General features: G+C 55.6%; 21 protein-coding genes. 3 read left to right on the top strand and 18 right to left on the bottom strand.

What is annotated here, in order from left to right:
- Position 1: 1 nt before the first annotated feature.
- The 3 genes from iucD to LH86_RS12940 all read left to right on the top strand — a co-directional run bounded on the left by iucD (position 2) and on the right by LH86_RS12940 (position 4832).
- Positions 2–1357 carry an NADPH-dependent L-lysine N(6)-monooxygenase gene (gene iucD, locus LH86_RS12950; RefSeq protein WP_039301944.1) on the top strand — a complete coding sequence of 452 codons (1356 nt, stop codon included), beginning with the start codon at positions 2–4 and terminating at the stop codon, positions 1355–1357.
- 122 nt (positions 1358–1479) lie between these two features.
- Positions 1480–3681 (top strand): ferric aerobactin receptor IutA, encoded by a 2202-nt coding sequence (gene iutA, locus LH86_RS12945; protein ID WP_039301941.1) that lies wholly within the window; start codon positions 1480–1482, stop codon positions 3679–3681.
- A gap of 131 nt (positions 3682–3812) precedes the next feature.
- On the top strand, positions 3813–4832 hold the full coding sequence (locus tag LH86_RS12940) for a Gfo/Idh/MocA family oxidoreductase (RefSeq protein ID WP_039306160.1): 1020 nt from the start codon (positions 3813–3815) through the stop codon (positions 4830–4832).
- Between the two features lie 45 nt (positions 4833–4877).
- Here the strand turns inward: LH86_RS12940 and LH86_RS12935 are convergent, their stop codons facing one another.
- From LH86_RS12935 to fabD, 18 genes are all read right to left on the bottom strand, one after another.
- Complete coding sequence (locus tag LH86_RS12935) at positions 4878–5414, bottom strand: glycine zipper 2TM domain-containing protein (protein ID WP_008453441.1); 537 nt, start codon at positions 5412–5414, stop codon at positions 4878–4880.
- A 212-nt stretch (positions 5415–5626) separates the two neighbouring features.
- Positions 5627–6931 (bottom strand): NAD(P)/FAD-dependent oxidoreductase, encoded by a 1305-nt coding sequence (locus tag LH86_RS12930; RefSeq protein WP_039301937.1) that lies wholly within the window; start codon positions 6929–6931, stop codon positions 5627–5629.
- A gap of 214 nt (positions 6932–7145) precedes the next feature.
- A complete protein-coding gene (ycfP, locus tag LH86_RS12925) occupies positions 7146–7688 on the bottom strand; it encodes an alpha/beta hydrolase YcfP (protein ID WP_039301934.1) in 543 nt (180 codons plus the stop codon).
- A 21-nt stretch (positions 7689–7709) separates the two neighbouring features.
- Positions 7710–8732, bottom strand: a complete 1023-nt coding sequence (gene nagZ / locus LH86_RS12920; RefSeq protein ID WP_039301926.1) for a beta-N-acetylhexosaminidase — start codon at positions 8730–8732, stop codon at positions 7710–7712.
- Entirely contained in the window at positions 8720–9580 is an 861-nt protein-coding gene (gene thiK / locus LH86_RS12915; protein ID WP_039301913.1) for a thiamine kinase, read from the bottom strand. The genes nagZ and thiK overlap by 13 nt, the downstream gene beginning before the upstream one ends.
- Positions 9558–10199 carry a penicillin-binding protein activator LpoB gene (gene lpoB, locus LH86_RS12910; RefSeq protein ID WP_039301903.1) on the bottom strand — a complete coding sequence of 214 codons (642 nt, stop codon included), beginning with the start codon at positions 10197–10199 and terminating at the stop codon, positions 9558–9560. The genes thiK and lpoB overlap by 23 nt, the downstream gene beginning before the upstream one ends.
- Positions 10196–10579, bottom strand: a complete 384-nt coding sequence (locus tag LH86_RS12905) for a YcfL family protein (protein ID WP_039301901.1) — start codon at positions 10577–10579, stop codon at positions 10196–10198. The genes lpoB and LH86_RS12905 overlap by 4 nt, the downstream gene beginning before the upstream one ends.
- 4 nt (positions 10580–10583) lie before the next feature.
- Complete coding sequence (gene hinT, locus LH86_RS12900) at positions 10584–10940, bottom strand: purine nucleoside phosphoramidase (protein ID WP_008453457.1); 357 nt, start codon at positions 10938–10940, stop codon at positions 10584–10586.
- A 171-nt stretch (positions 10941–11111) separates the two neighbouring features.
- Positions 11112–12545: a PTS glucose transporter subunit IIBC gene (gene ptsG / locus LH86_RS12895; RefSeq protein ID WP_039291936.1), complete on the bottom strand. Its 1434-nt coding sequence runs from the start codon at positions 12543–12545 to the stop codon at positions 11112–11114.
- 301 nt (positions 12546–12846) lie between these two features.
- Complete coding sequence (locus LH86_RS12890) at positions 12847–13641, bottom strand: metal-dependent hydrolase (protein WP_039291933.1); 795 nt, start codon at positions 13639–13641, stop codon at positions 12847–12849.
- A 10-nt stretch (positions 13642–13651) separates the two neighbouring features.
- A complete protein-coding gene (gene holB, locus LH86_RS12885) occupies positions 13652–14659 on the bottom strand; it encodes a DNA polymerase III subunit delta' (protein WP_039301899.1) in 1008 nt (335 codons plus the stop codon).
- Positions 14656–15297, bottom strand: coding sequence for a dTMP kinase (tmk, locus tag LH86_RS12880; protein ID WP_039301897.1), 642 nt, complete (start codon positions 15295–15297; stop codon positions 14656–14658). Before tmk ends, holB begins: the two co-directional genes overlap by 4 nt.
- The gene (yceG, locus tag LH86_RS12875; protein ID WP_039301895.1) at positions 15287–16309 is read right to left on the bottom strand and encodes a cell division protein YceG; all 1023 of its coding nucleotides are present in this window, start codon (positions 16307–16309) and stop codon (positions 15287–15289) included. Before yceG ends, tmk begins: the two co-directional genes overlap by 11 nt.
- 10 nt (positions 16310–16319) lie before the next feature.
- Entirely contained in the window at positions 16320–17120 is an 801-nt protein-coding gene (pabC, locus tag LH86_RS12870; RefSeq protein ID WP_039301893.1) for an aminodeoxychorismate lyase, read from the bottom strand.
- 109 nt (positions 17121–17229) lie between these two features.
- Positions 17230–18471, bottom strand: a complete 1242-nt coding sequence (gene fabF / locus LH86_RS12865; RefSeq protein ID WP_071842830.1) for a beta-ketoacyl-ACP synthase II — start codon at positions 18469–18471, stop codon at positions 17230–17232.
- Positions 18472–18557: 86 nt separating this feature from the next.
- Positions 18558–18794, bottom strand: a complete 237-nt coding sequence (gene acpP, locus LH86_RS12860) for an acyl carrier protein (RefSeq protein ID WP_004157115.1) — start codon at positions 18792–18794, stop codon at positions 18558–18560.
- Between the two features lie 154 nt (positions 18795–18948).
- Complete coding sequence (fabG, locus tag LH86_RS12855) at positions 18949–19683, bottom strand: 3-oxoacyl-ACP reductase FabG (protein ID WP_008453466.1); 735 nt, start codon at positions 19681–19683, stop codon at positions 18949–18951.
- A 13-nt stretch (positions 19684–19696) separates the two neighbouring features.
- Positions 19697–20626, bottom strand: coding sequence for an ACP S-malonyltransferase (fabD, locus tag LH86_RS12850; RefSeq protein ID WP_039301889.1), 930 nt, complete (start codon positions 20624–20626; stop codon positions 19697–19699).
- Position 20627: the final 1 nt, after the last annotated feature.

The following is a 20627-nucleotide window of genomic DNA, read 5'->3' as shown; positions in this document are numbered from 1 at the left end:
TATGACAAACACTGTTGATTTTATTGGCGTAGGTATCGGCCCGTTTAACCTGAGCATTGCGGCGCTGTCTCACGAAGCAGAGGGATTTAGCAGCCAGTTCTTTGACAGCCGCCCTGATTTTGCGTGGCACCCCGGTATGTTAGTGCCGGATTGCCATATGCAGACCATGTTCCTGAAAGACCTGGTCAGCGCCGTGGCCCCCACCAGCCCGTTCAGCTTTGTGAACTACCTGGTGAAACGTAAAAAATTCTACCGTTTTCTGACCACTGAGCTGCGCACCGTCTCCCGCGATGAGTTTTCGGACTACCTGCGCTGGGCCGCAGAGGGCATGAACAACCTGCAGTTTAACCAAACGGTTGAGCGCGTTGATTTCGACGAGCGGCGCAAGCTGTTTGTGGTGCAAACCGGCCAGGGGGAAACGCTGGCGCGCAATATTTGCCTCGGGATTGGCAAACAGCCTCACCTGCCACCGTGCGTAAAAACCGCCACGCCGACCTGCTTCCACGCCAGCGAAATGAGCCTGCGCCTGCCGAATCTGGCCGGAAAACGCGTCACGGTTGTCGGCGGCGGGCAAAGCGGTGCCGATCTGTTCCTGAATGCGTTCCGTGGCGCCTGGGGCGAAGTCGCCGAAGTGAACTGGGTTTCGCGCCGCAATAACTTCAACGCGCTGGATGAAGCCGCGTTTGCCAACGAGTACTTCACGCCGGAGTACGTCACTGGCTTTGTAGGCCTGAATGAAGACGCGCGGCAGAAAATGCTCGATGAGCAGAAGATGACCTCCGACGGCATTACCGCCGATTCGCTGCTGACTATCTACCGCGAGCTGTATCACCGCTTCGAGGTGCTGGGGCTGCCGCGCAATGCGCGCCTGCTGCCGAGCCGCTCGGTCACCGGTCTTGAAAGCCGCGGCCAGGGCTGGCAACTGCTGCTGGAACACCATCTGGACAAGGGCTATGACACGCTGGACAGCGACGTGGTGATTTTCGCCACCGGCTACCGCCCGACGCTGCCGCAGATGCTTTCGCCGTTAATGCCGCGCATGACGATGCTTGATGAGTGCAACTTCAAAGTGCGCGACGACTTTACGCTGGAGTGGAACGGCCCGGCCGGAAATAACATTTTTGCGGTCAACGCCAGTATGCAAACCCACGGCATTGCCGAGCCGCAGCTGAGCCTGATGGCATGGCGCTCCGCCAAAATTCTGAATCGCGCGCTGGGGCGTGATTTGTTCGATCTCAGTACGCCGCCCGCGCTGATTCAATGGCGCAGCGGTAGCCGGGAAAAACCGCAGCACACCGCTGCGTCCTTAACTCACTACTCCTCAAAATCATTCGAAATGCAGCCCGGCGCTAACTGAGTTTTTCCCCCGGAACGCAGGCCGCTGCGGGACGGGGGTAACCGTTAACCCCGCGTCAAATTGAAGAATGACGAGGACACAGCATATTTGGGCCGATGTTTGTCAGCCCGTATGAAGGAACAATGATGATAACCAAAAAGCAAACGCTTTGGGCGCTCAATCCGTTACTGCTCGCCATGATGGCGCCGGCAGTGGCACAGCAAACCAGTGACGAGACAATGGTGGTTTCCGCCAACCGCAGCAACCGCACCGTCGCCGAGATGGCTCAAACCACCTGGGTGATCGAGAAAACCGAACTGGAGCAGCAGATCCAGGGCGGCAAAGAGTTTAAAGACGCGCTGGCCCAACTGATCCCCGGCCTCGACGTCAGCAGCCAGAGCCGCACCAACTACGGCATGAACGTCCGTGGTCGCCCGCTGGTCGTGCTGGTTGACGGCGTGCGTCTCAACTCTTCCCGTACCGACAGCCGCCAGCTGGACTCTATCGATCCGTTCAACATCGATCATATTGAAGTCATTTCCGGCGCGACCGCCCTGTACGGCGGCGGCAGTACCGGTGGGCTTATCAACATCGTGACCAAAAAAGGCCAGAAAGATACGCAGGTAGAGTTTGAAACCGGTATCAAGAGCGGCTTTAACAGCAGCAAAGATCACGATGAGCGCGTCGCCAGCGCCATTTCCGGCGGTAACGACCATATTTCTGGCCGTGCGTCAGTGGCCTATCAGAAATTCGGCGGCTGGTTTGACGGCAACGGTGATGCCACCCTGCTCGACAACACCCAGACCGGTTTGCAGTATTCCGATCGCCTGGACGTGATGGGCACCGGGACGCTGAACATCGATGAAAACCAGCAGCTGCAGTTAGTTACCCAGTACTACAAAAGTAAGGGCGATGACGATTACGGCCTGAATCTCGGGAAAAACTTCTCTGCCATCAGCGGGACGAGCAGCCCGTACGTCAGTAAAGGGCTGAACTCCGACCGAGTCCCTGGCACAGAACGTCATCTGATCAGCATGCAGTATTCCAACAGCGATTTCCTCGGCCAGGAGCTGGTGGGCCAGGTTTACTACCGCGATGAGTCGCTGCTGTTCTATCCGTTCCCGACGGTGAATGCGAACAAGAAAGCAACCGCGTTTTCTTCTTCCCAGCAGGATACCAATCAGTACGGCGCGAAGCTGACTATGAACAGCAAGCCGCTCGACGGCTGGCAGTTGACCTACGGCCTGGACGCCGACCACGAACGCTTTACCTCTAACCAGATGTTCTTCGATCTGGCGCAGGCCAGCGCCTCCGGCGGCCTGAATAACCAGAAAATCTATACCACCGGACGTTACCCGGCGTATGACATCAGTAACATGGCTGCTTTCCTGCAGTCCAGCTATGACATCAATGAGATCTTTACCCTGAGCGGCGGCGTGCGTTACCAGTACACCGAGAACAAGATTGATGATTTCGTCGGCTACGCGCAGCAGCAGCAAATTGCAGCCGGTACGGCAAAATCCGCCGATGCTATCCCTGGCGGCTCCACCGACTACGACAATTTCCTCTTCAACGCCGGTTTGCTGATGCACATCACCGAACGTCAACAGGCCTGGCTAAACTTCTCCCAGGGCGTAGAGTTACCGGACCCAGGTAAATATTACGGCCGCGGTACCTATGGCGCGGCGGTTAACGGCCACCTGCCGCTGACCAACAGCGTCAACGTAGGCGCGAGCAAACTGCAGGGCGTGAAGGTTGATTCCTACGAACTGGGCTGGCGTTACACCGGCGACAGCCTGCGCACGCAGATTGCCGCCTACTACTCGCTGTCCGATAAGAGTGTGCTGGCGAATAAAGACCTGACCATCAGCGTCGTCGACGATAAGCGCCGTATTTACGGCGTGGAAGGGGCAGTGGACTACTTCATTCCGGACACGAACTGGAGCACCGGCGCTAACTTTAACGTCCTGAAAACGGAATCCAAAGTTAACGGTAGCTGGCAGAAATATGACGTGAAAGTCGCCAGCCCGTCGAAAGCGACCGCCTATATTGGCTGGGCACCGGACCCGTGGAGCCTTCGCGTACAGAGCACAACGTCGTTTAACGTAAGCGACGCGGCAGGCTACAGCATCGACGGTTACACCACTGTTGATTTACTTGGCAGCTACGAGCTTCCGGTGGGTAAACTCAGCTTTAGCGTCGAAAACGTCTTTGACCGCGATTACACCACCGTTTGGGGCCAGCGTGCGCCGTTGTACTACAGCCCGGGCTACGGTCCAGCTTCGCTGTATGACTATAAAGGCCGTGGCCGCACCTTCGGTATGAACTACTCCGTGCTATTCTAAACCTCTCCCCTTGCCCGGCAAATGCCGGGCAAGTTCACACGCTTACCCTTCCTAACAGTTTATCCCTCGACCCGCGCAAAATAGTCTTTTAAAAATAAGGGATATTTACCTCTCTTATGATCGGAGACGATATGCAAATTGGCTTTATTGGCGTGGGCAGCGTGATAGAAACGGCTTACCTGCCGGCGATTCAGCGGCTTTCCCGACGCGATGTGGTTTGCTACGGGTTTGATCCCGCCCCACGCTACAGCTCTGATGCCATCACGCTTCTCCCCTCCTTAAACCAGCTTCTGGCGCTGCCGCTTGATCTGGTGTTTATCACCACTTCATCGCTCCAGCATTGGCCCATGCTGAAGCAGGTGCTACAGCAAAGTTCGCTGCCCGTCGTGGTGGAAAAACCCGTCGCAGGAACGCTACAGCAACTGGACGAACTGACATCATTATTGAGCGATCCGGCCATTGCCGCGCGGGTGCTCGCCCTGGATCACTGGATGGTGAGAACCGATGCGGCACGTTTTATCGACCGCCTTGAAGATATCGACCGTATCGAAGGATTCCTGCTGGAACCCAGCGGGTTTAACGCTGCCGGAGAGCCCATTGCGCTGAATTTTGCCACCGGCGAGCCCGATACTCGTAAGCTGCGACACCCGGACGGCGTTATCGTGGACATCGGCACGCATGTGCTGGCGATGATGCGGGAAACGCTGATGCAGGCAGGCGCTGGCGAAGCGCTGAAGCTGGAGTTACTGCTTGCCAAAGACCGGCTCGGCAACGGTATCTTGCCCGGCGATGTTACAACGGCAGAGGGCCAGGCCCTGCTGCGCGGGGAGATGGGCGGCATCCCCTGCGTACTGCAGCTGAACAAATATGCCGGGCCGACCGGAGGGCAAAAAGGCATCAACATCGTGCTAAAAGATGGCAGAGTGATTGCCGTCGACCGTCGGGGGGCGGATGAAACCCTGAGCGTTAACGACGAGGTAAAACTGGATATAAGCGGGCCGCTGTACGACCGTTGCCTCGGAGAGGTTATTTTTGCCGATAAAACGCTGTTTGAGCAGGCTCCTGATGCGATTCCCGCCTTAACCCGCCGTAGAATTCAGGAAGTCAGGGCTTTATTGAGGCTACAGCAAACGCTGCGCGGCGAGCACTAGAAACACAAAACCCGCCGGAGGGCGGGTTTGTTTTAAGACTCGATATCAGGCTTTGTTGAGCACCAGCTGGCCTTTGCTGTCCAGCGGGATCTGAGTGCCTGGGTCTTTATCCATGCGGATTTTGCCCTGTTGATCGCCGATTTTGTAGGTCACATCATAGCCGAGCATTTTTTCTGATTTGTCATACACGGTCTTACAGCGCTGCTGGGTGGTGGTGTAGGTATCCCCCTCCTGCATCGCGCCCTGCACCTGGTTCCCGGCGTAACCGCCGCCCAGCGCGCCTACGACCGTGGCAACATCCTTCCCGCGTCCACCGCCAAACTGATGACCAAGCACGCCCCCGGCCACCGCGCCCAGAGCAGAACCTAAAATACGGTTCTCATCCTGAACAGGTTTGCGGTGCGTCACTGCGACATTGCGGCACTCCTGACGCGGTGTTTTAACCGTTTCCTTGATTGGCGTCGCTGACACCACCTGTGCATACTGGGGGCCACGGTCAAACACGTTCAAACTGGCTACCGCAGCCACGCCCAGCGCAGCGGCCACGCCAATACCTATACCCGCTAACATTGATTTATTCACAGGACATCCTCCTGACCTTGTTGTTAACCTAATTTTGCACTGCAGTGACAATATTGAGAAATCAGACAACGGATCAAAAGTGCGGGATCGTGCGGTGAAAACGCATGTTTAAGACAACTCCGAGCAACCTGCCAGGAATATGCCGAATGTTATGCTGCGTACCGGCAATAAAAAACCCGGCGCGGTGGCCGGGTTTCGGAAGGAAATAAAACCTAGTGCAGCTTCAGGCGCGGACGGATCACGCGGTTGATGCTGCCCACCAGCATCATCAGGCCGGTTTTGAAATAACCATGCAGCGCAATCTGGTGCATACGGTACAGGGAGATGTACACAAAGCGGGCGATGCGGCCTTCCACCATCATCGAACCGCGCATCAGGTTACCCATCAGGCTGCCCACGGTGGAGAATTTGGACAATGAAACCAGCGAGCCGTGATCTTTATAGCTGTAAGCTTTGAGCGGCTGGCCTTTCATCTGCGCAAGGATGTTCGTCAGCGCGCGGGAAGCCATCTGGTGCGCGGCCTGAGCGCGAGGCGGCACGAAACCACCTTCAGGACGAGCGCAGGACGCACAGTCGCCGATAGCGTAGATGTCCGGGTCACGCGTGGTCTGTAGCGTTGGCTCAACCACCAGCTGGTTAATGCGGTTAGTTTCAAGGCCACCGATCTCTTTCATGAAATCTGGCGCTTTAATGCCCGCCGCCCAGACCATCAGATCCGCTTCGATGAACTCGCCGTCTTTGGTGTTCAGGCCATGCGCTTCGGCGCTGGTCACCATGGTTTGCGTCAGCACGCGAACGCCAAGCTTGGTCAGTTCACTGTGTGCGGCGGCAGAAATGCGCGGCGGCAGCGCGGGCAGAATGCGCTCCCCGGCTTCCACCAGCGTGACATTCAGCGCTTCGTTGGTCAGCCCTTTGTAACCGTAGCTGTGCAGTTGCTTAACGGCGTTATGCAGCTCCGCAGACAGCTCAACGCCCGTCGCGCCACCGCCAACGATAGCGATGTTAACCTTGCCATTTGCGCCGAGGTTGGCGGAGTATTTCAGGAACAGGTTCAGCATCTCGGAATGGAATCGACGCGCCTGGTGCGGGTTGTCGAGGAAGATGCAGTTCTCTTTCACGCCCGGAGTGTTGAAGTCGTTGGAGGTACTCCCCAGCGCCATCACCAGCGTGTCGTAAGGCAGCTTTCGCTCAGGCACCAGCAGTTCACCCTTCTCATCGCGCAGTTCGGCGATGGTCAGCGTTTTGCTTTCGCGGTTGATATCCACCACGGAACCCAACTGGAACTGGAAATGATGATTGCGTGCGTGGGCCAGGTAGCTCAGCGCATCCACACCTTCATCCAGCGAGCCGGTGGCCACTTCATGCAGCAAAGGTTTCCACAGGTGGCTGTGGTTACGATCGACCAGAGTAATTTTGGCTTTTTTGCCACGTCCCAGTTTTTTACCCAACTGAGTCGCCAGTTCCAGACCACCAGCGCCGCCGCCAACAATCACTATTTTTTTCAATGGTGTAGTCAACTTGACCCCCTAAAATATTAACCAATTGTTAATTAAAAGTTATCTAAATAACCTTTAATTAACAAAGGGTTACTGCACGTTTAACGCCAAACTTTATCGAGAATAACATGAAGGGTGCATTGGTCATACCAAAATTGATGTACATCAATTTTTATGCCGAAAAGATAAACAAAAAGGCCAGCGTGAGGCTGGCCTGTGTTATTGCGGGGAAAAATTAACCTAAGGTTTTAAAAGCTTTAATGCGCTGTAAATGCGGGGAGATGTTTTTGAATTTGTGGGTTTGCTGCTCGTCCCAGACGATTTCATAGTAGTGATGCAGGGCTTCTGCCGTGCGCCGGTTGTCCAGCGCTTCGTCGTTGCGCGAGAGAATAGTCAGGCAGCGATCGCGGTTCTTCTCTCGGAAATTTTGCACGCACTTGGTGGTGATGTCCGCGTACTCTTCCGGCCGGTCGATCTTCCCTTCCATGTTTTCATGGGGGTAGAGGTTTGGGTTAAAAATAACCTGTCGCATATCGCAGAGAAAACCAATGCGCTCCGCCCAGAACCCACCGAGGCCGACGCCGCAAATTAAGGGACGTTCGTCGTCGGTAAGCTGCTGCATCTTGTCGACTTCCTTCAGCAGATGCTGCATGTCGTGCTTCGGATGCAGCGTGCTGTAGCTAATCAGCCGCACGTCGGGATCGATAAACTGAAGCTGCAGCACTTTTTCATGGTTACCGGGACTGTTTGAATCAAAACCGTGCAAATAGATAATCATCGCATCCTCACCACCTGAATATTAGCCCGCCTTATGCGCCTGCCACTGCTCGTGCAGCGCTTCCAGCTGCTGGTTCACCTGTTTCCAGCGATCGGATGAACGCAGCTCATCGCGGGTAAATGACCCTTTATGATACAAACCTGTAACACGCTCTGCTTTGACCGGCGACAGGTTATCCAGCACGCTCACCGCCCCTTTACGATTATTGCAGACGAGGATCATATCGCAACCGGCGTCCAGCGATGCCTGACCGCGTTCGGCATAGCTGCCCATGATAGCCGCGCCTTCCATCGACAAATCATCGGAGAAAATCACGCCATTAAAGCCCAGTTCGCCGCGCAGGACCGTTTTCAGCCAGTACTCAGAGCCGCTCGCCGGACGCGGATCAACTTCATCATAGATAACGTGCGCAGGCATGATGGCATCCAGCTTATTCTCGCGAATCAACGAGGCAAAAATGCGCATGTCATGCTCGCGGATTTCCGCCTTCGGACGCGGGTCGTGCGGGGTTTCTTTGTGCGAGTCGGCGGTGACCGCCCCGTGGCCCGGGAAGTGTTTGCCGGTGGTTTTCATGCCCGCAGCATGCATCCCGTCGATAAAATGCGTGGCCATTGCCAGCGCTTTGGCCGGATCTTCATGGTAAGAACGTTCCCCAATGGCCGCGCTGATGTGCCCGATATCCAGCACTGGCGCAAAGCTGATGTCGATATCCATGGCGATCATCTCGCTCGCCATCAGCCAGCCAGCCTCTGCCGCCAGCTTGCCGCCCTCTTCCAGGCCGCGAAGTGCTGCAAAAGATTGTGCCGCAGGCAGACGGGTAAACCCTTCGCGGAAGCGCTGCACGCGGCCGCCTTCCTGATCGACGGCAACAACCAGACGATGACGCGAAGCTTCACGGATCTGGCGCACCAGTTCACGAAGCTGCTCCGGGTCGTGGTAGTTGCGGGTGAAAAGAATCAAACCGCCCACCAGCGGGTGCTGCAAAATTTCACGCTCTTCCGCATCCAGCTCGAAGCCAGCCACATCCAACATTACTGGGCCCACAATACTCTCTCCTGATGTTTGCTCGCCCGCAGCGCACGCCATGCGTCGTCTGCCAGCGTAATAAAATGTTGCTCCCCGGTTTGCCGCCAGCGGCATTCATACCAGGACGCCATAAGTAACGTGATCCACGGCCGCCAGCGCGCAACCTGGCGGCTGAGGGCTTCGAGACTGAGTGAAGCCTGGGCAGCATACAACTCCAGCAGCGCTTCACCGTCGACAGCGTTTGCCGCCAGCACAGCGGCCAGCTCCAGCGCAATATCGCCATCCCCGGCGTATTCCCAATCAATAAGCCCCAGGCGATTGCCCGGTTGCCGCACCAGATTGCCCGCGTGAACATCCATATGCAGAGGGGCCAGCCGCAGGGAGCGGGGTTCCTTCCGGCGCTTCAGGCGCTTTAATTCACGCAGCCAGGTCAGGGTTCGCCTGTTTGGGTCGCTTTCCTGCCAGTAGAACTCAAGCAGCGGAGCCAGACTTATGCGCCAGCCGAACGGTTTCTGCCGGTGAAGATAATACAATAAGCCCGTTAATTCAGTGAGCGGGGCCAGGTTCGGCAAAACCTCACCGTCAATCCAGCGGGTGAACAGCCAGCCTTCCGCCAGGCACCAGGGCTCGGGCGCAATGCCAGCAGGCAGCTGCCTGAGCGCGCGATGATGCCGCCGAAGGGAAATCCCAGGCAAACGCTGCTCGGGCAGCTTTCTTGCCGTAAAGCTGCCTGCTTCTGTCTCTATGCGGTAACTTGTTCCGCTTAGTCCCTCGAGCGCAGAAACACAACCGGCGGCCTGAGCCGCCGGAAGGTATCGAGTCACTGCCGCATCGAGCGATACTTTAGTTGGTTTGCTGAACAGCACCGCTACCCGACCAGATGATTTCGCCGGTTTGCACCAGCATCAGTTGCATTTTCAGCGTGGGCGTGTTCACGTTGCCGCTGGCGTTGGTGTAAAGCACGTACTGGGCGCCGGTGTTACGCGCAATGCCAATCGCTTTGCTTCGCGTGCCTAAGCTGTCCTGCGGGGAAAGCCCAAGCTGTTGCTTAGCCATCGAGAGCTGCTGCGCAGAGACCAACGTGAACTTGTTGTTGTTGGCCAGCGCGCCGCGCAAGGCTTCCGTCGCGCTGCTGGTTTGCAGGCTGCCGTTGGTGCGGTTGTTGACGCTGTCCACCAGCAACACACTCCCCGGCGTCACGCCATCAGCCTGCAGCATTTTGCTGACCATCGGCTGCATGGCACTGTTCCAGTCGTAGGTGCGAACCTTAGGCTGGGCCGGGATAGTCGGCTCTGGTTGTTCCACAGGGCCAGGCTGAGTCGGCACGGTCGGTACCGTTGGCACGGTAGGTTCCGGCTGAGCAGGCTGCTCTACGCCAGGTTTAGCTTCTTCTACCGGAGCAGGCTGTTCGCCGCGATTAATACACCCGGTCAGGATCAGCGCCACCGCAGTGACGGCCAGATAACGATGAAGTCCCCTAATCAAAATTCGCTCCTTACAGAGAGAGAAAGACGTACTTTTTTGGCTCCCGGCAAGGCTGCAGTCGACTCAATGCGCTGCGAAGACTGCCCCGGAAGGGTAACGGTACGCACTTGCTCAAGCGGGTGGATTTCCAGCCCTTTTTTGTCGTACCAGTAAAAACGGTAGTACAGCGTGACCGGCTTATGCTGCTCATTATACAGCGATGATTCGGCCACCGTGGCACCGTTCTGCTGAGAGATATCCGGTTTTTCCGCGCTAATCCCGGCCGCCAGCACCGCAGATTCCATGACCAGGGTTTGGTCGTTGTTCACCGGAATGGCGGGACGAGAGCTACAGCCCGCCACCAGCAGCATCGCTAACAGACTCAGGGAAAAGCGCGACATAGGATCAGTCCTTATGCGCCAGCATTGGGCCAAGCGGACGGCCACCCAGCAGGTGCATGTGAATATGGTACACCTCTTGCCCACCGTGACGGTTGCAGTTCATGATCAGGCGGTAGCCGTCAGCGGCAATCCCTTCCTGTTCTGCAATTTTAGCTGCAACGGTCATCATCCGCCCCAGCGCAAGCTCATGTTCAGCTTTAACATCATTGGCCGTTGGGATAAGCACGTTTGGAATGATGAGGATGTGGGTTGGTGCCTGAGGGGAAATATCACGAAACGCGGTGACCAGTTCGTCCTGGTAAACCACATCCGCCGGAATTTCACGACGAATAATTTTACTGAAAATAGTTTCTTCGGCCATGAGCGGTGCCTTGAAGGAGAAAACGGTGTTGGGAGTATGAGCGAGGCGCTCATTTGACTCAACCTTCTGCGCGCTTTTCTTTCGTTAAGTGCTGGCCTTTAAAACAAATTCGTCTTTTTTCAGCAACAAAAAAGGGAGGCTTTCGCCTCCCTTATCGCTCCCCGAACAAACTTAGTTGTTACGGATCCACTCATCCATTTCGGTTTTCAGGTTATCGGACTTGGTGCCGAAAATAGCCTGAACGCCGGAACCTGCGACAACCACACCTGCTGCACCCAGTTTTTTCAGGCCAGCCTGGTCAACTTTAGCCACGTCGGCCACGCTAACGCGCAGACGGGTGATACAAGCGTCGAGGTTAGTGATGTTTTCTTTACCGCCGAATGCGCTAACCAGAGCAGGTGCCATTTCGCTGGTTGCGCCAGCGGTGGTTTCTGCGGTGGCGTCTTCACGACCCGGGGTTTTCAGATCCAGTGCCTTAATCAGTACGCGGAAGATGGTGTAGTACACGATCGCGTAGCAGATACCGACAATTGGGAACAGCCACAGCTTGCTGCTGTTACCGCTCAGTACGATGAAGTCAATCAGACCGTGGGAGAAGGACGTCCCGTCACGCATACCCAGCAGGATACAGATAGGGAATGCCAGACCCGCCAGAATCGCGTGAATCACGTACAGAATCGGGGCCACGAACATGAAGGAGAATTCGATTGGCTCGGTGATACCGGTCAGGAACGAAGTCAGCGCCGCGGAGATCATGATCCCGCCCACTTTTGCACGGTTCTCTGGTTTAGCAGAATGCCAGATTGCAATCGCCGCAGCCGGCAGGCCGTACATTTTGAACAGGAAGCCGCCGGACAGTTTGCCTGCAGTTGGGTCACCTGCCATGTAGCGAGGGATGTCACCGTGGAACACCTGGCCCGCAGCGTTGGTGTATTCACCGATCTGCATCTGGAATGGAACGTTCCAGATATGGTGCAGACCAAACGGTACCAGGCAGCGCTCGATGAAGCCATAGATACCGAAGGCAACAACCGGGTTCTGGTATGCAGCCCACTGAGAGAAGGTCTGGATAGCCGTACCGATTGGTGGCCAGATGAAGGACAGCACTACGCCGGTGAAGATAGCCGCCAGACCGGAGATAATCGGTACAAAGCGTTTACCGGCGAAGAAGCCCAGATACTCAGGCAGCTTGATGCGGTAGAAACGGTTGAACATGTATGCCGCAATTGCACCGGAGATAATACCGCCAAGCACACCGGTATCCGCCAGGTGTTTAGCTGCAATTTCTTCCGCAGGCAGGTGCAGAACCAGAGGCGCGACCACGGCCATGGTTTTCACCATGATGCCATAGGCAACAACCGACGCCAGGGCAGATACGCCATCGTTGTTAGTGAAGCCCAGTGCCACACCGATAGCGAAGATAAGCGGCATGTTGGCGAAGACTGAACCGCCCGCTTCCGCCATAACGTGAGAGACAACGACCGGCAGCCAGCTGAAGTTTGCAGACCCGACGCCCAGCAGGATACCTGCGATAGGCAGTACGGATACTGGCAGCATCAGCGATTTACCCACCTTTTGCAGGTTAGCAAATGCATTCTTAAACATAATAGAGAGTGCTCCTGAGTATTTGTGCTTTTTTTGTACGCATTTACGCATCGAACCGGGGGGAGAACCGGTTCATAAACAGGACATCTAAGTGTCCTTTTATTTATTACGCAGAGTAAAATAAATAACGAAAACTTTGTTTGACGGCTATCACGTTTCTCAGCCGATCGCGCGAAAAACTTTCATTAATTTACATAACACGCGTACAAATGGTTCAAAACGAGCGTGCACCGCTCATTTTATGGCGGTGCACTTTACTCGCTTAGGCTATTAATTACGAGCTTTAAAATAACTATGGATTTCAGAGAGATTGCAGGCGGGACAAGGGGACGTGGAACAAATCAGCAAAGTTCTGCGTGGTGGCAATAGCCAGTTCTTCCAGCGAAACGCCCTTCAAAACGGCCATATATTCGGCAACATCACGCGTCATGGCAGGCTGGTTTTCTTTCCCGCGATGCGGCACCGGTGCAAGATACGGAGAGTCCGTTTCTACCAGCATTCTGTCCAGCGGGACATAGCGCGCAGCGTCACGCAGCTGCTCGGCATTCCGGAAAGTCACTATCCCGGAAAAAGAGATGTAAAAACCCATATCCAGCAGTTTACCCGCCGTTTCTCTGTCTTCCGTGAAACAGTGTAGTACCCCACCACACTCTGTCACTTTTTCTTCCTGCAGAATGCTCAGCGTATCGGCGCGGGCATCACGGGTGTGGACGATAACCGGTTTGTTCAGCTCTCGGCCAATGCGGATATGATTACGGAAAGATTCCTGCTGACGTGGTTTTGTTTCCGGCGTATAGAAATAATCCAGCCCGGTTTCCCCCATCGCGATAACACCGGGTTCAGCGGCCAGGCGGCGCAGCTCTTCAACGTCGTACTCTTCGTCCTGGTTCAGCGGATGTACGCCACATGAGAAGGCTACGTTGTTACGCTCCCCCACCAGCTCACGCATCCCACGATAACCTTCCAGGGTGGTGGCTACAGCCAGGCAAAACTTCACATCCCTGGCGGCCGCTTTTTCCAGAACGTCATCAACGTTTTTGTGCAGGGATTGATAATCCAGACCATCGAGATGGCAGTGTGAGTCGACCAGAAACATAGTAATACTCTTAGAGATGATGTGAGTGAAGCAGTGCGCCCGGCTGAGCCAGACGCTCCCACGTAAGAAGACTTTCCGTGAGCAGGAGCTCACGGTTAACGCCCACCACGTTAAGCAAGGCATCGCGGCAGGTAAACCAATGGTGAAGCAGGCTTTGCAGCACAGCCGGGGAATAACGCCCGCCGAGGCTTGCCACCAGCGGCTGCATATCCGCGTTGGTGAGCCACGCCCCTGCCCCTTGCTGCCACTTGAGGGCATCAACCAACAACGCGCAAAGCCAGTGGACGCGGCGGGCAGCATCTTCATGATTTAATGCCGGTAAAAGCGTCAGCAGGTTGTTCGCTTCCCCTGCCTGAGTGAGCTTCTCGCAAAGCTGCTGTCGGGCCTTCCACTGTTCGGGCTGCAAAAGCGCCAGCGCGGCGGCAGGTGCCCCGGAGCTAAGCCGCAGCGCCGCCTGAAGTTCCTCCGCAGAGGCCGTTATCTCGCGGCCCAGCCATGCCAGAGCAAAACGCTCGTCCGGCGGCGCAAGGTGCCAGTACAGGCAGCGGCTGCGCAACGTCGCGGGCAGATGCGCGGGTTCGCGGCTGCTCAGAAAGAACCAGGTATTTTTGGGCGGCTCTTCCAGCGTTTTCAGCAACGCGTTCGCCGCGGCTTCGGTTAGCAGATCGGCATCTTTCAGCCAGACGACTTTCGCCCCGCCCTGCTGGGCGTGGCCATAAAGCTTTTCGGTGATGTCACGCACGGCATCAATCCCGAGACTGGATTTGCCTTTTTCTACTTCAAGGGAGTAGCTGTCAGGGTGCGTCCCCGCCTGCATCAGCTGGCAGCTATGGCAATGGCCACAGCTTTTATTGCCTTCCGGGCTTTGGCACATCAGCCAGCGGCACAGGCCGTAGATCAACGCATCATCTCCCAGGCCCGGCAGCGCATGAACCAGCAGCGCATGATGCCCTCGACCGGCCTGATACTGGCCGATAAGCTGCTCAAAAGCGCCGCGAAGCCACGGATACCATTTCACGATTGCTGCTCCCTGAACCAGCTCAGCACGGCCTCACGCACGGCCAGCGAGACGTCATCCAGCGGTTGTGTAGCGTCGATGGTTTTAATGCGGCTGTCGCGGCCAGCCAGTTCCAGATAACGCGCGCGCGTGCGGTTAAAGAAGTCGATAGATTCCTGTTCAATGCGATCAAGCTCGCCCCGGGCGCGGGCGCGGGTCAGCCCGACTTCCGGCGTCACGTCGAGATAAATCGTCAGGTCAGGATAAAAATCGCCCAGCACGGTGTTACGCAGCGCCATCAGTAACTGCTGGTCAATCTGACGTCCGCCGCCCTGATAGGCCTGGGTGGAGAGATCGTGGCGATCGCCAATGACCCAGCTCCCACGCGCCAGAGCCGGTTTGATCACCGTTTCTACCAGTTGGATACGCGCCGCATAGAACATCAGCACTTCGGCTTTATCGGTCACCTTCTCATCACCGATCCCGGCATTGTTGAGCGTTAATTCGCGCAGACGCTCGGCAAGGGGCGTACCACCAGGTTCACGCGTGAAGGTCAGCTCGTTGATTCCCAGCTCTTTTAAGGTTGCCACGACCACGTTATGGGCGTTGGTTTTCCCGGCGCCTTCCAGGCCTTCGATGACGATAAATTTACTGTCCATTTTTATCCTTAAGAGCTTTGATATAGACCTGCACCGCCTTGTTATGGCTGGCGAGGTTAGTGCTAAAGGTATGACCGCCCTTACCATCAGCAACAAAGTAGAGATACGGCGTTTTTGCCGGGTGCGCCGCCGCCTGCAGAGAGGCTTCGCTCGGCACCGCAATCGGGCCTGGCGGCAGGCCGCTAATCACATAGGTGTTATACGGCGTGGATGTCTCGAGATCTTTGCGCGTTAGCTTACCATTATAGCTGTCGCCCATCCCGTAGATAACGGTGGGGTCGGTTTGCAGGCGCATGCCAATGCGCAGGCGGTTAATAAACACCGAGGCCACCTGGTCACGCTCGGCCGCGACCGCAGTTTCTTTTTCGATGATCGAGGCCATGGTCACCAGATCGTTTTCGGTTTTATAGGGCAAGCCATCAACTTTGCTTTCCCAGGCCTGCGCCACGGCTTTAACCATCTTTTGATGCACGCGCTTAAGCAAAGCAACATCCGTGGTGTGGGCGGTGTACATCCAGGTGTCCGGGTAGAACCAGCCCTCGACCCATTCAGGGTGCTCAAATTTCAGCGTCTCCGCCACGGTCGCATAGCTGTCGTCTTTTAGCGTGTGCTGAATGTATGGGGCCTCTCGCAGTTGCTCGAGTAAATCACTCAGGCGCATACCTTCCACAAAACGCAGCGGGAACTGCGCCTCTTTCCCACTGGCCAGCAGGCGGAGCATATCGGTGACCGTCATTCCTGGCGTGAGGCGGTATGTGCCAGCCTTAAATTTGGCCAGTTCCGGCTCGACGCGCAGCAGCCACTGGAAAACACGCGGACGTGTAATCAGTTTTTCTTCATAAAGCTGGGTACCCAGAGCTAAACGTCCGGTGCCCTGCTTCAGGGTGAAAATGGTTTCCTGTTTAATCGGCAACGGCGCTTTTGCCAGCTGGCGCACCTTCCACATGCCTGCACCGGCGGCGATGCCAAGCACAATCAGCAAAACCAGAAAGAAACGAAACATCTTTTTCATCGGTAATCGGTTACTCACAAAGTGGGGCTAAAAAACAGTAAAGTTCACGCGATGTGTAATGCCAGTTCTGGGCCTGGTTCACCGGTATAACCGGCATTAGCGCATTGCAAATGATTATCTCATCCACATCGGCCAGGGTTTCCAGACCTTCACTCACCTCATGCAGCCGCCAGGGAGAATTGCCCAGACAGGCGATAATGCGCTGACGCATCGTGCCATTCACGCCCGCGCCGTCAATACGCGGCGTATAAACGTCATCGCCTTTGCGCCAGAATAAATTAGCCGCACAGCATTCCACCAGGCTCCCCTGACTGTCAAGAACCAGCGCCTCCTGGGCCGTCGTCTGTTCAAGATGCGTACGAATAAGAACCTGTTCAAGCCGGTTAAGATGTTTAATGCCTGCCAGCGCAGGATTGATGCCTAATTTTACCGGGCTGAGCGCGAGCTTAATCCCCTGCTCGCGCCAGGCGGGATAAAAGTCAGGGTAAGGCGAGAGAGAGAGCATTCGCGTAGGCTGTGTGCAGTTTGCAGCACTGTAACCGCGCCCGCCCGCCCCGCGAGAAATAATCACCTTGAGCACGGCTTTGGTTTCAGAGGCCGCCAGCATATCCATCTCATCACAGAGCATGGCCCAGTCAACCGGCCCTATCATCAGCGCTTCGCAGGCCTGCTGCAGGCGGCGAATATGATCTGCCTGAAAGCGCACCCCGCCATCAATAACGCGGGCGGTGGTAAAGCAGCCGTCGCCAAACTGAATCGCCCGGTCGTTTGCCGGTAGCGTTTCCTGCCACTGACCATTAATAAGATACATAGGGATTCCTCAGGAGACGAAAACACAAGGTTGCCAGAGGGATTTACGGGCGACAAGAGGGGAATTCTGAACAGCAAAAGGGCCCGCAAGCGGGCCCTTTATGAAACGGTTAGATCTTCTTGAAGATCAAAGAACCGTTAGTACCACCGAAACCGAAGGAGTTACACAGGGTGTATTCCAGACCGCTTACCTGACGTGCTTCGTGCGGCACGAAGTCCAGATCGCAGCCAACATCCGGGTTATCGAGGTTGATGGTTGGCGGCACAGCCTGATCGCGCAGCGCAAGGATCGAGTAGATAGACTCTACCGCACCCGCCGCACCTAACAGGTGGCCCGTCATAGATTTGGTTGAGCTCACCATCACACGGCTTGCATCGGCACCAAAGATAGACTTAACCGCCTGCGTTTCAGCTTTATCACCTGCCGGTGTAGAGGTGCCGTGGGCGTTGACGTAGCCAACCTGACCCGCGGAGATCCCTGCATCGCGCAGTGCATTTTCCATCGCCAGCGCAGCACCTGCACCGTTTTCTGGTGGAGAAGTCATGTGGTACGCATCGCTGCTCATACCAAAGCCAACAACTTCTGCATAAATTTTCGCGCCGCGTTTTTTCGCGTGTTCGTACTCTTCCAGTACGATGACGCCTGCGCCGTCGCCCAGTACGAAGCCATCACGATCTTTATCCCACGGGCGGCTTGCCGCTTGCGGGTTGTCGTTACGGGTAGACAGTGCACGCGCCGCGCCGAAGCCACCTACGCCCAGTGGGCTACTGGCTTTTTCTGCACCACCTGCCAGCATTGCGTCTGCATCACCATAGGCAATGATACGTGCCGCATGGCCGATGTTGTGTACGCCAGAGGTACAAGCCGTGGCAATGGAAATGCTCGGACCACGCAGACCCAGCATGATGGTCAGGTGACCTGCCACCATATTGACGATGGTTGAAGGCACGAAGAACGGGCTGATTTTACGAGGGCCACCGTTAACTAAAGAAGAGTGGTTCTCTTCAATAAGCGTCAGGCCACCGATACCAGAGCCAATTGCAGCGCCGATGCGGGTCGCGTTTTCTTCCGTTACTTCGAGGCCAGAATCCTGCATGGCCTGAATGCCAGCAACAATTCCATATTGAATGAATTCATCCATCTTGCGCTGATCTTTGCGCGAGATGATGTCTTCACAGTTAAAATCCTTTACTAAGCCAGCAAATTTCGTTGCATAGGCGCTAGTATCGAAATGGTCGATCAGGCTGATGCCACTCTGACCGGCAAGGAGAGCTTTCCAGGTAGACTCTACGGTATTGCCGACAGGAGACAACATGCCCAGTCCGGTCACAACTACACGACGCTTAGACACGTTTGTCCTCCAGGGAGGGAAAAAAATACTAGTGGGACAATTCAGATAAAACTCAGGCGGTCGAATGACCGCCTGGAGATGTTCACTTACGCCTGGTGACCGTTGATGTAATCAATGGCAGCCTGAACGGTGGTGATTTTCTCAGCTTCTTCGTCCGGAATCTCAGTATCAAACTCTTCTTCCAGAGCCATTACCAGCTCAACGGTGTCAAGAGAATCAGCGCCCAGGTCCTCAACGAAGGAAGCGGTGTTCACTACTTCTTCTTGCTTAACGCCCAGTTGTTCGCCAATGATTTTCTTAACGCGTTCTTCGATAGTGCTCATACTCTTAAATTTCCTATCAAAACTCGCTTTCGCGATGGTTTTCGTAGTGTATAAAATGTTGAAAAAGATGCAACCAAATCCCGGCTGGTCAAACCACGATTTTACGCTATTTTGCGGGCATTCGCCCAAATAACGCAAATATTTTTCACCGTGATTAAACCATATACATTCCGCCGTTGACGTGCAGGGTCTCACCAGAGATGTACCCAGCTTCGTCAGAGGCTAAAAATGCTACTGCACTGGCGATTTCATTTGCGTCGCCTAAGCGACCCGCAGGAACCTGCGCCAGAATACCCGCACGCTGTTCATCAGAGAGCGCACGCGTCATGTCCGTTTCAATAAAGCCCGGAGCAACAACGTTCACAGTAATACCGCGAGACGCGACTTCGCGCGCCAGCGATTTACTGAAGCCAATCAAACCAGCCTTCGCCGCAGCGTAGTTAGCCTGACCAGCATTTCCCATGGTACCAACCACAGAACCGATAGTGATAATACGCCCATGACGCTTTTTCATCATAGCTCGCATTACCGCTTTTGACAGACGGAAAACAGATGACAGGTTGGTTTCGACAATGTCGTTCCACTCGTCTTCTTTCATGCGCATCAGCAGGTTATCGCGAGTGATACCGGCGTTGTTCACCAGAATATCTACTTCACCAAACTCTTTACGGATGCTGTCCAGCACGGCTTCAATGGAAGCCGGGTCGGTCACGTTCAGCATGAAGCCTTTGCCGTTTTCGCCCAGATAATCGCTGATGGCCTGCGCGCCGCTTTCACTGGTCGCAGTCCCGATAACTTTTGCCCCGCGAGCCACTAAGGTCTCGGCGATAGCGCGGCCGATACCACGGCTAGCGCCGGTAACCAGCGCAATTTTTCCTTCAAAACTCATGGTTTTCCTCGTTTTATTGTTCAAGCGCCGCTGACAGCGTTGCTGGCTCATTAATGGCCGTTGCCGTCATGGTGTCAACAATACGTTTGGTCAGCCCGGTCAATACTTTACCCGGACCCACTTCCAGCAGTTGGGAAACACCCTGTGCCGCCATAAATTCCACGGATTTGGTCCACTGAACCGGGCTATAAAGCTGACGTACCAGCGCGCTGCGGATAGCTTCCGCCGCAGTTTCACACTTCACGTCAACGTTGTTTACAACCGGAATTGCCGGTGCGTTAAAGGTGATATTTTCCAGCGCTACCGCTAGCTTATCCGCCGCAGGTTTCATCAGTGCGCAGTGGGACGGCACGCTAACCGGCAATGGCAGAGCACGTTTTGCGCCCGCGGCTTTACACGCAGCACCGGCACGCTCAACGGCTTCTTTGTTACCGGCGATCACGACCTGGCCCGGAGAGTTAAAGTTCACCGGAGATACAACCTGCCCCTGCGCTGACTCTTCACAGGCTTTGGCAATCGAAGCATCGTCCAGGCCGATAATGGCAGACATCGCGCCAGTTCCTTCCGGAACGGCATCCTGCATCAGCTTGCCGCGCAGCTCAACCAGGCGGACAGCATCGGCGAAATCAATTACGCCAGCACAAACCAGCGCAGAATATTCGCCCAGGCTGTGGCCTGCTAACAGCGCAGGTGTTTTACCGCCCTGCTGCTGCCAAACACGCCACAAAGCGACAGAAGCCGTCAACAGGGCCGGCTGAGTCTGCCAGGTTTTGTTCAGCTCTTCCGCTGGCCCCTGCTGAGTCAATGCCCACAGGTCATAGCCCAACGCGTCAGAGGCTTCGCGGAACGTGGCTTCAATCACCGGATAGCTTGCTGCGAGATCGGCCAGCATGCCAACGGACTGGGAACCCTGTCCCGGAAACACCATAGCAAATTGCGTCATG

The organism is Cedecea neteri (assembly GCF_000758325.1).
Lineage (GTDB): Bacteria > Pseudomonadota > Gammaproteobacteria > Enterobacterales > Enterobacteriaceae > Cedecea > Cedecea neteri_B.
This window is presented reverse-complemented; position numbering and strand designations above follow the sequence as displayed.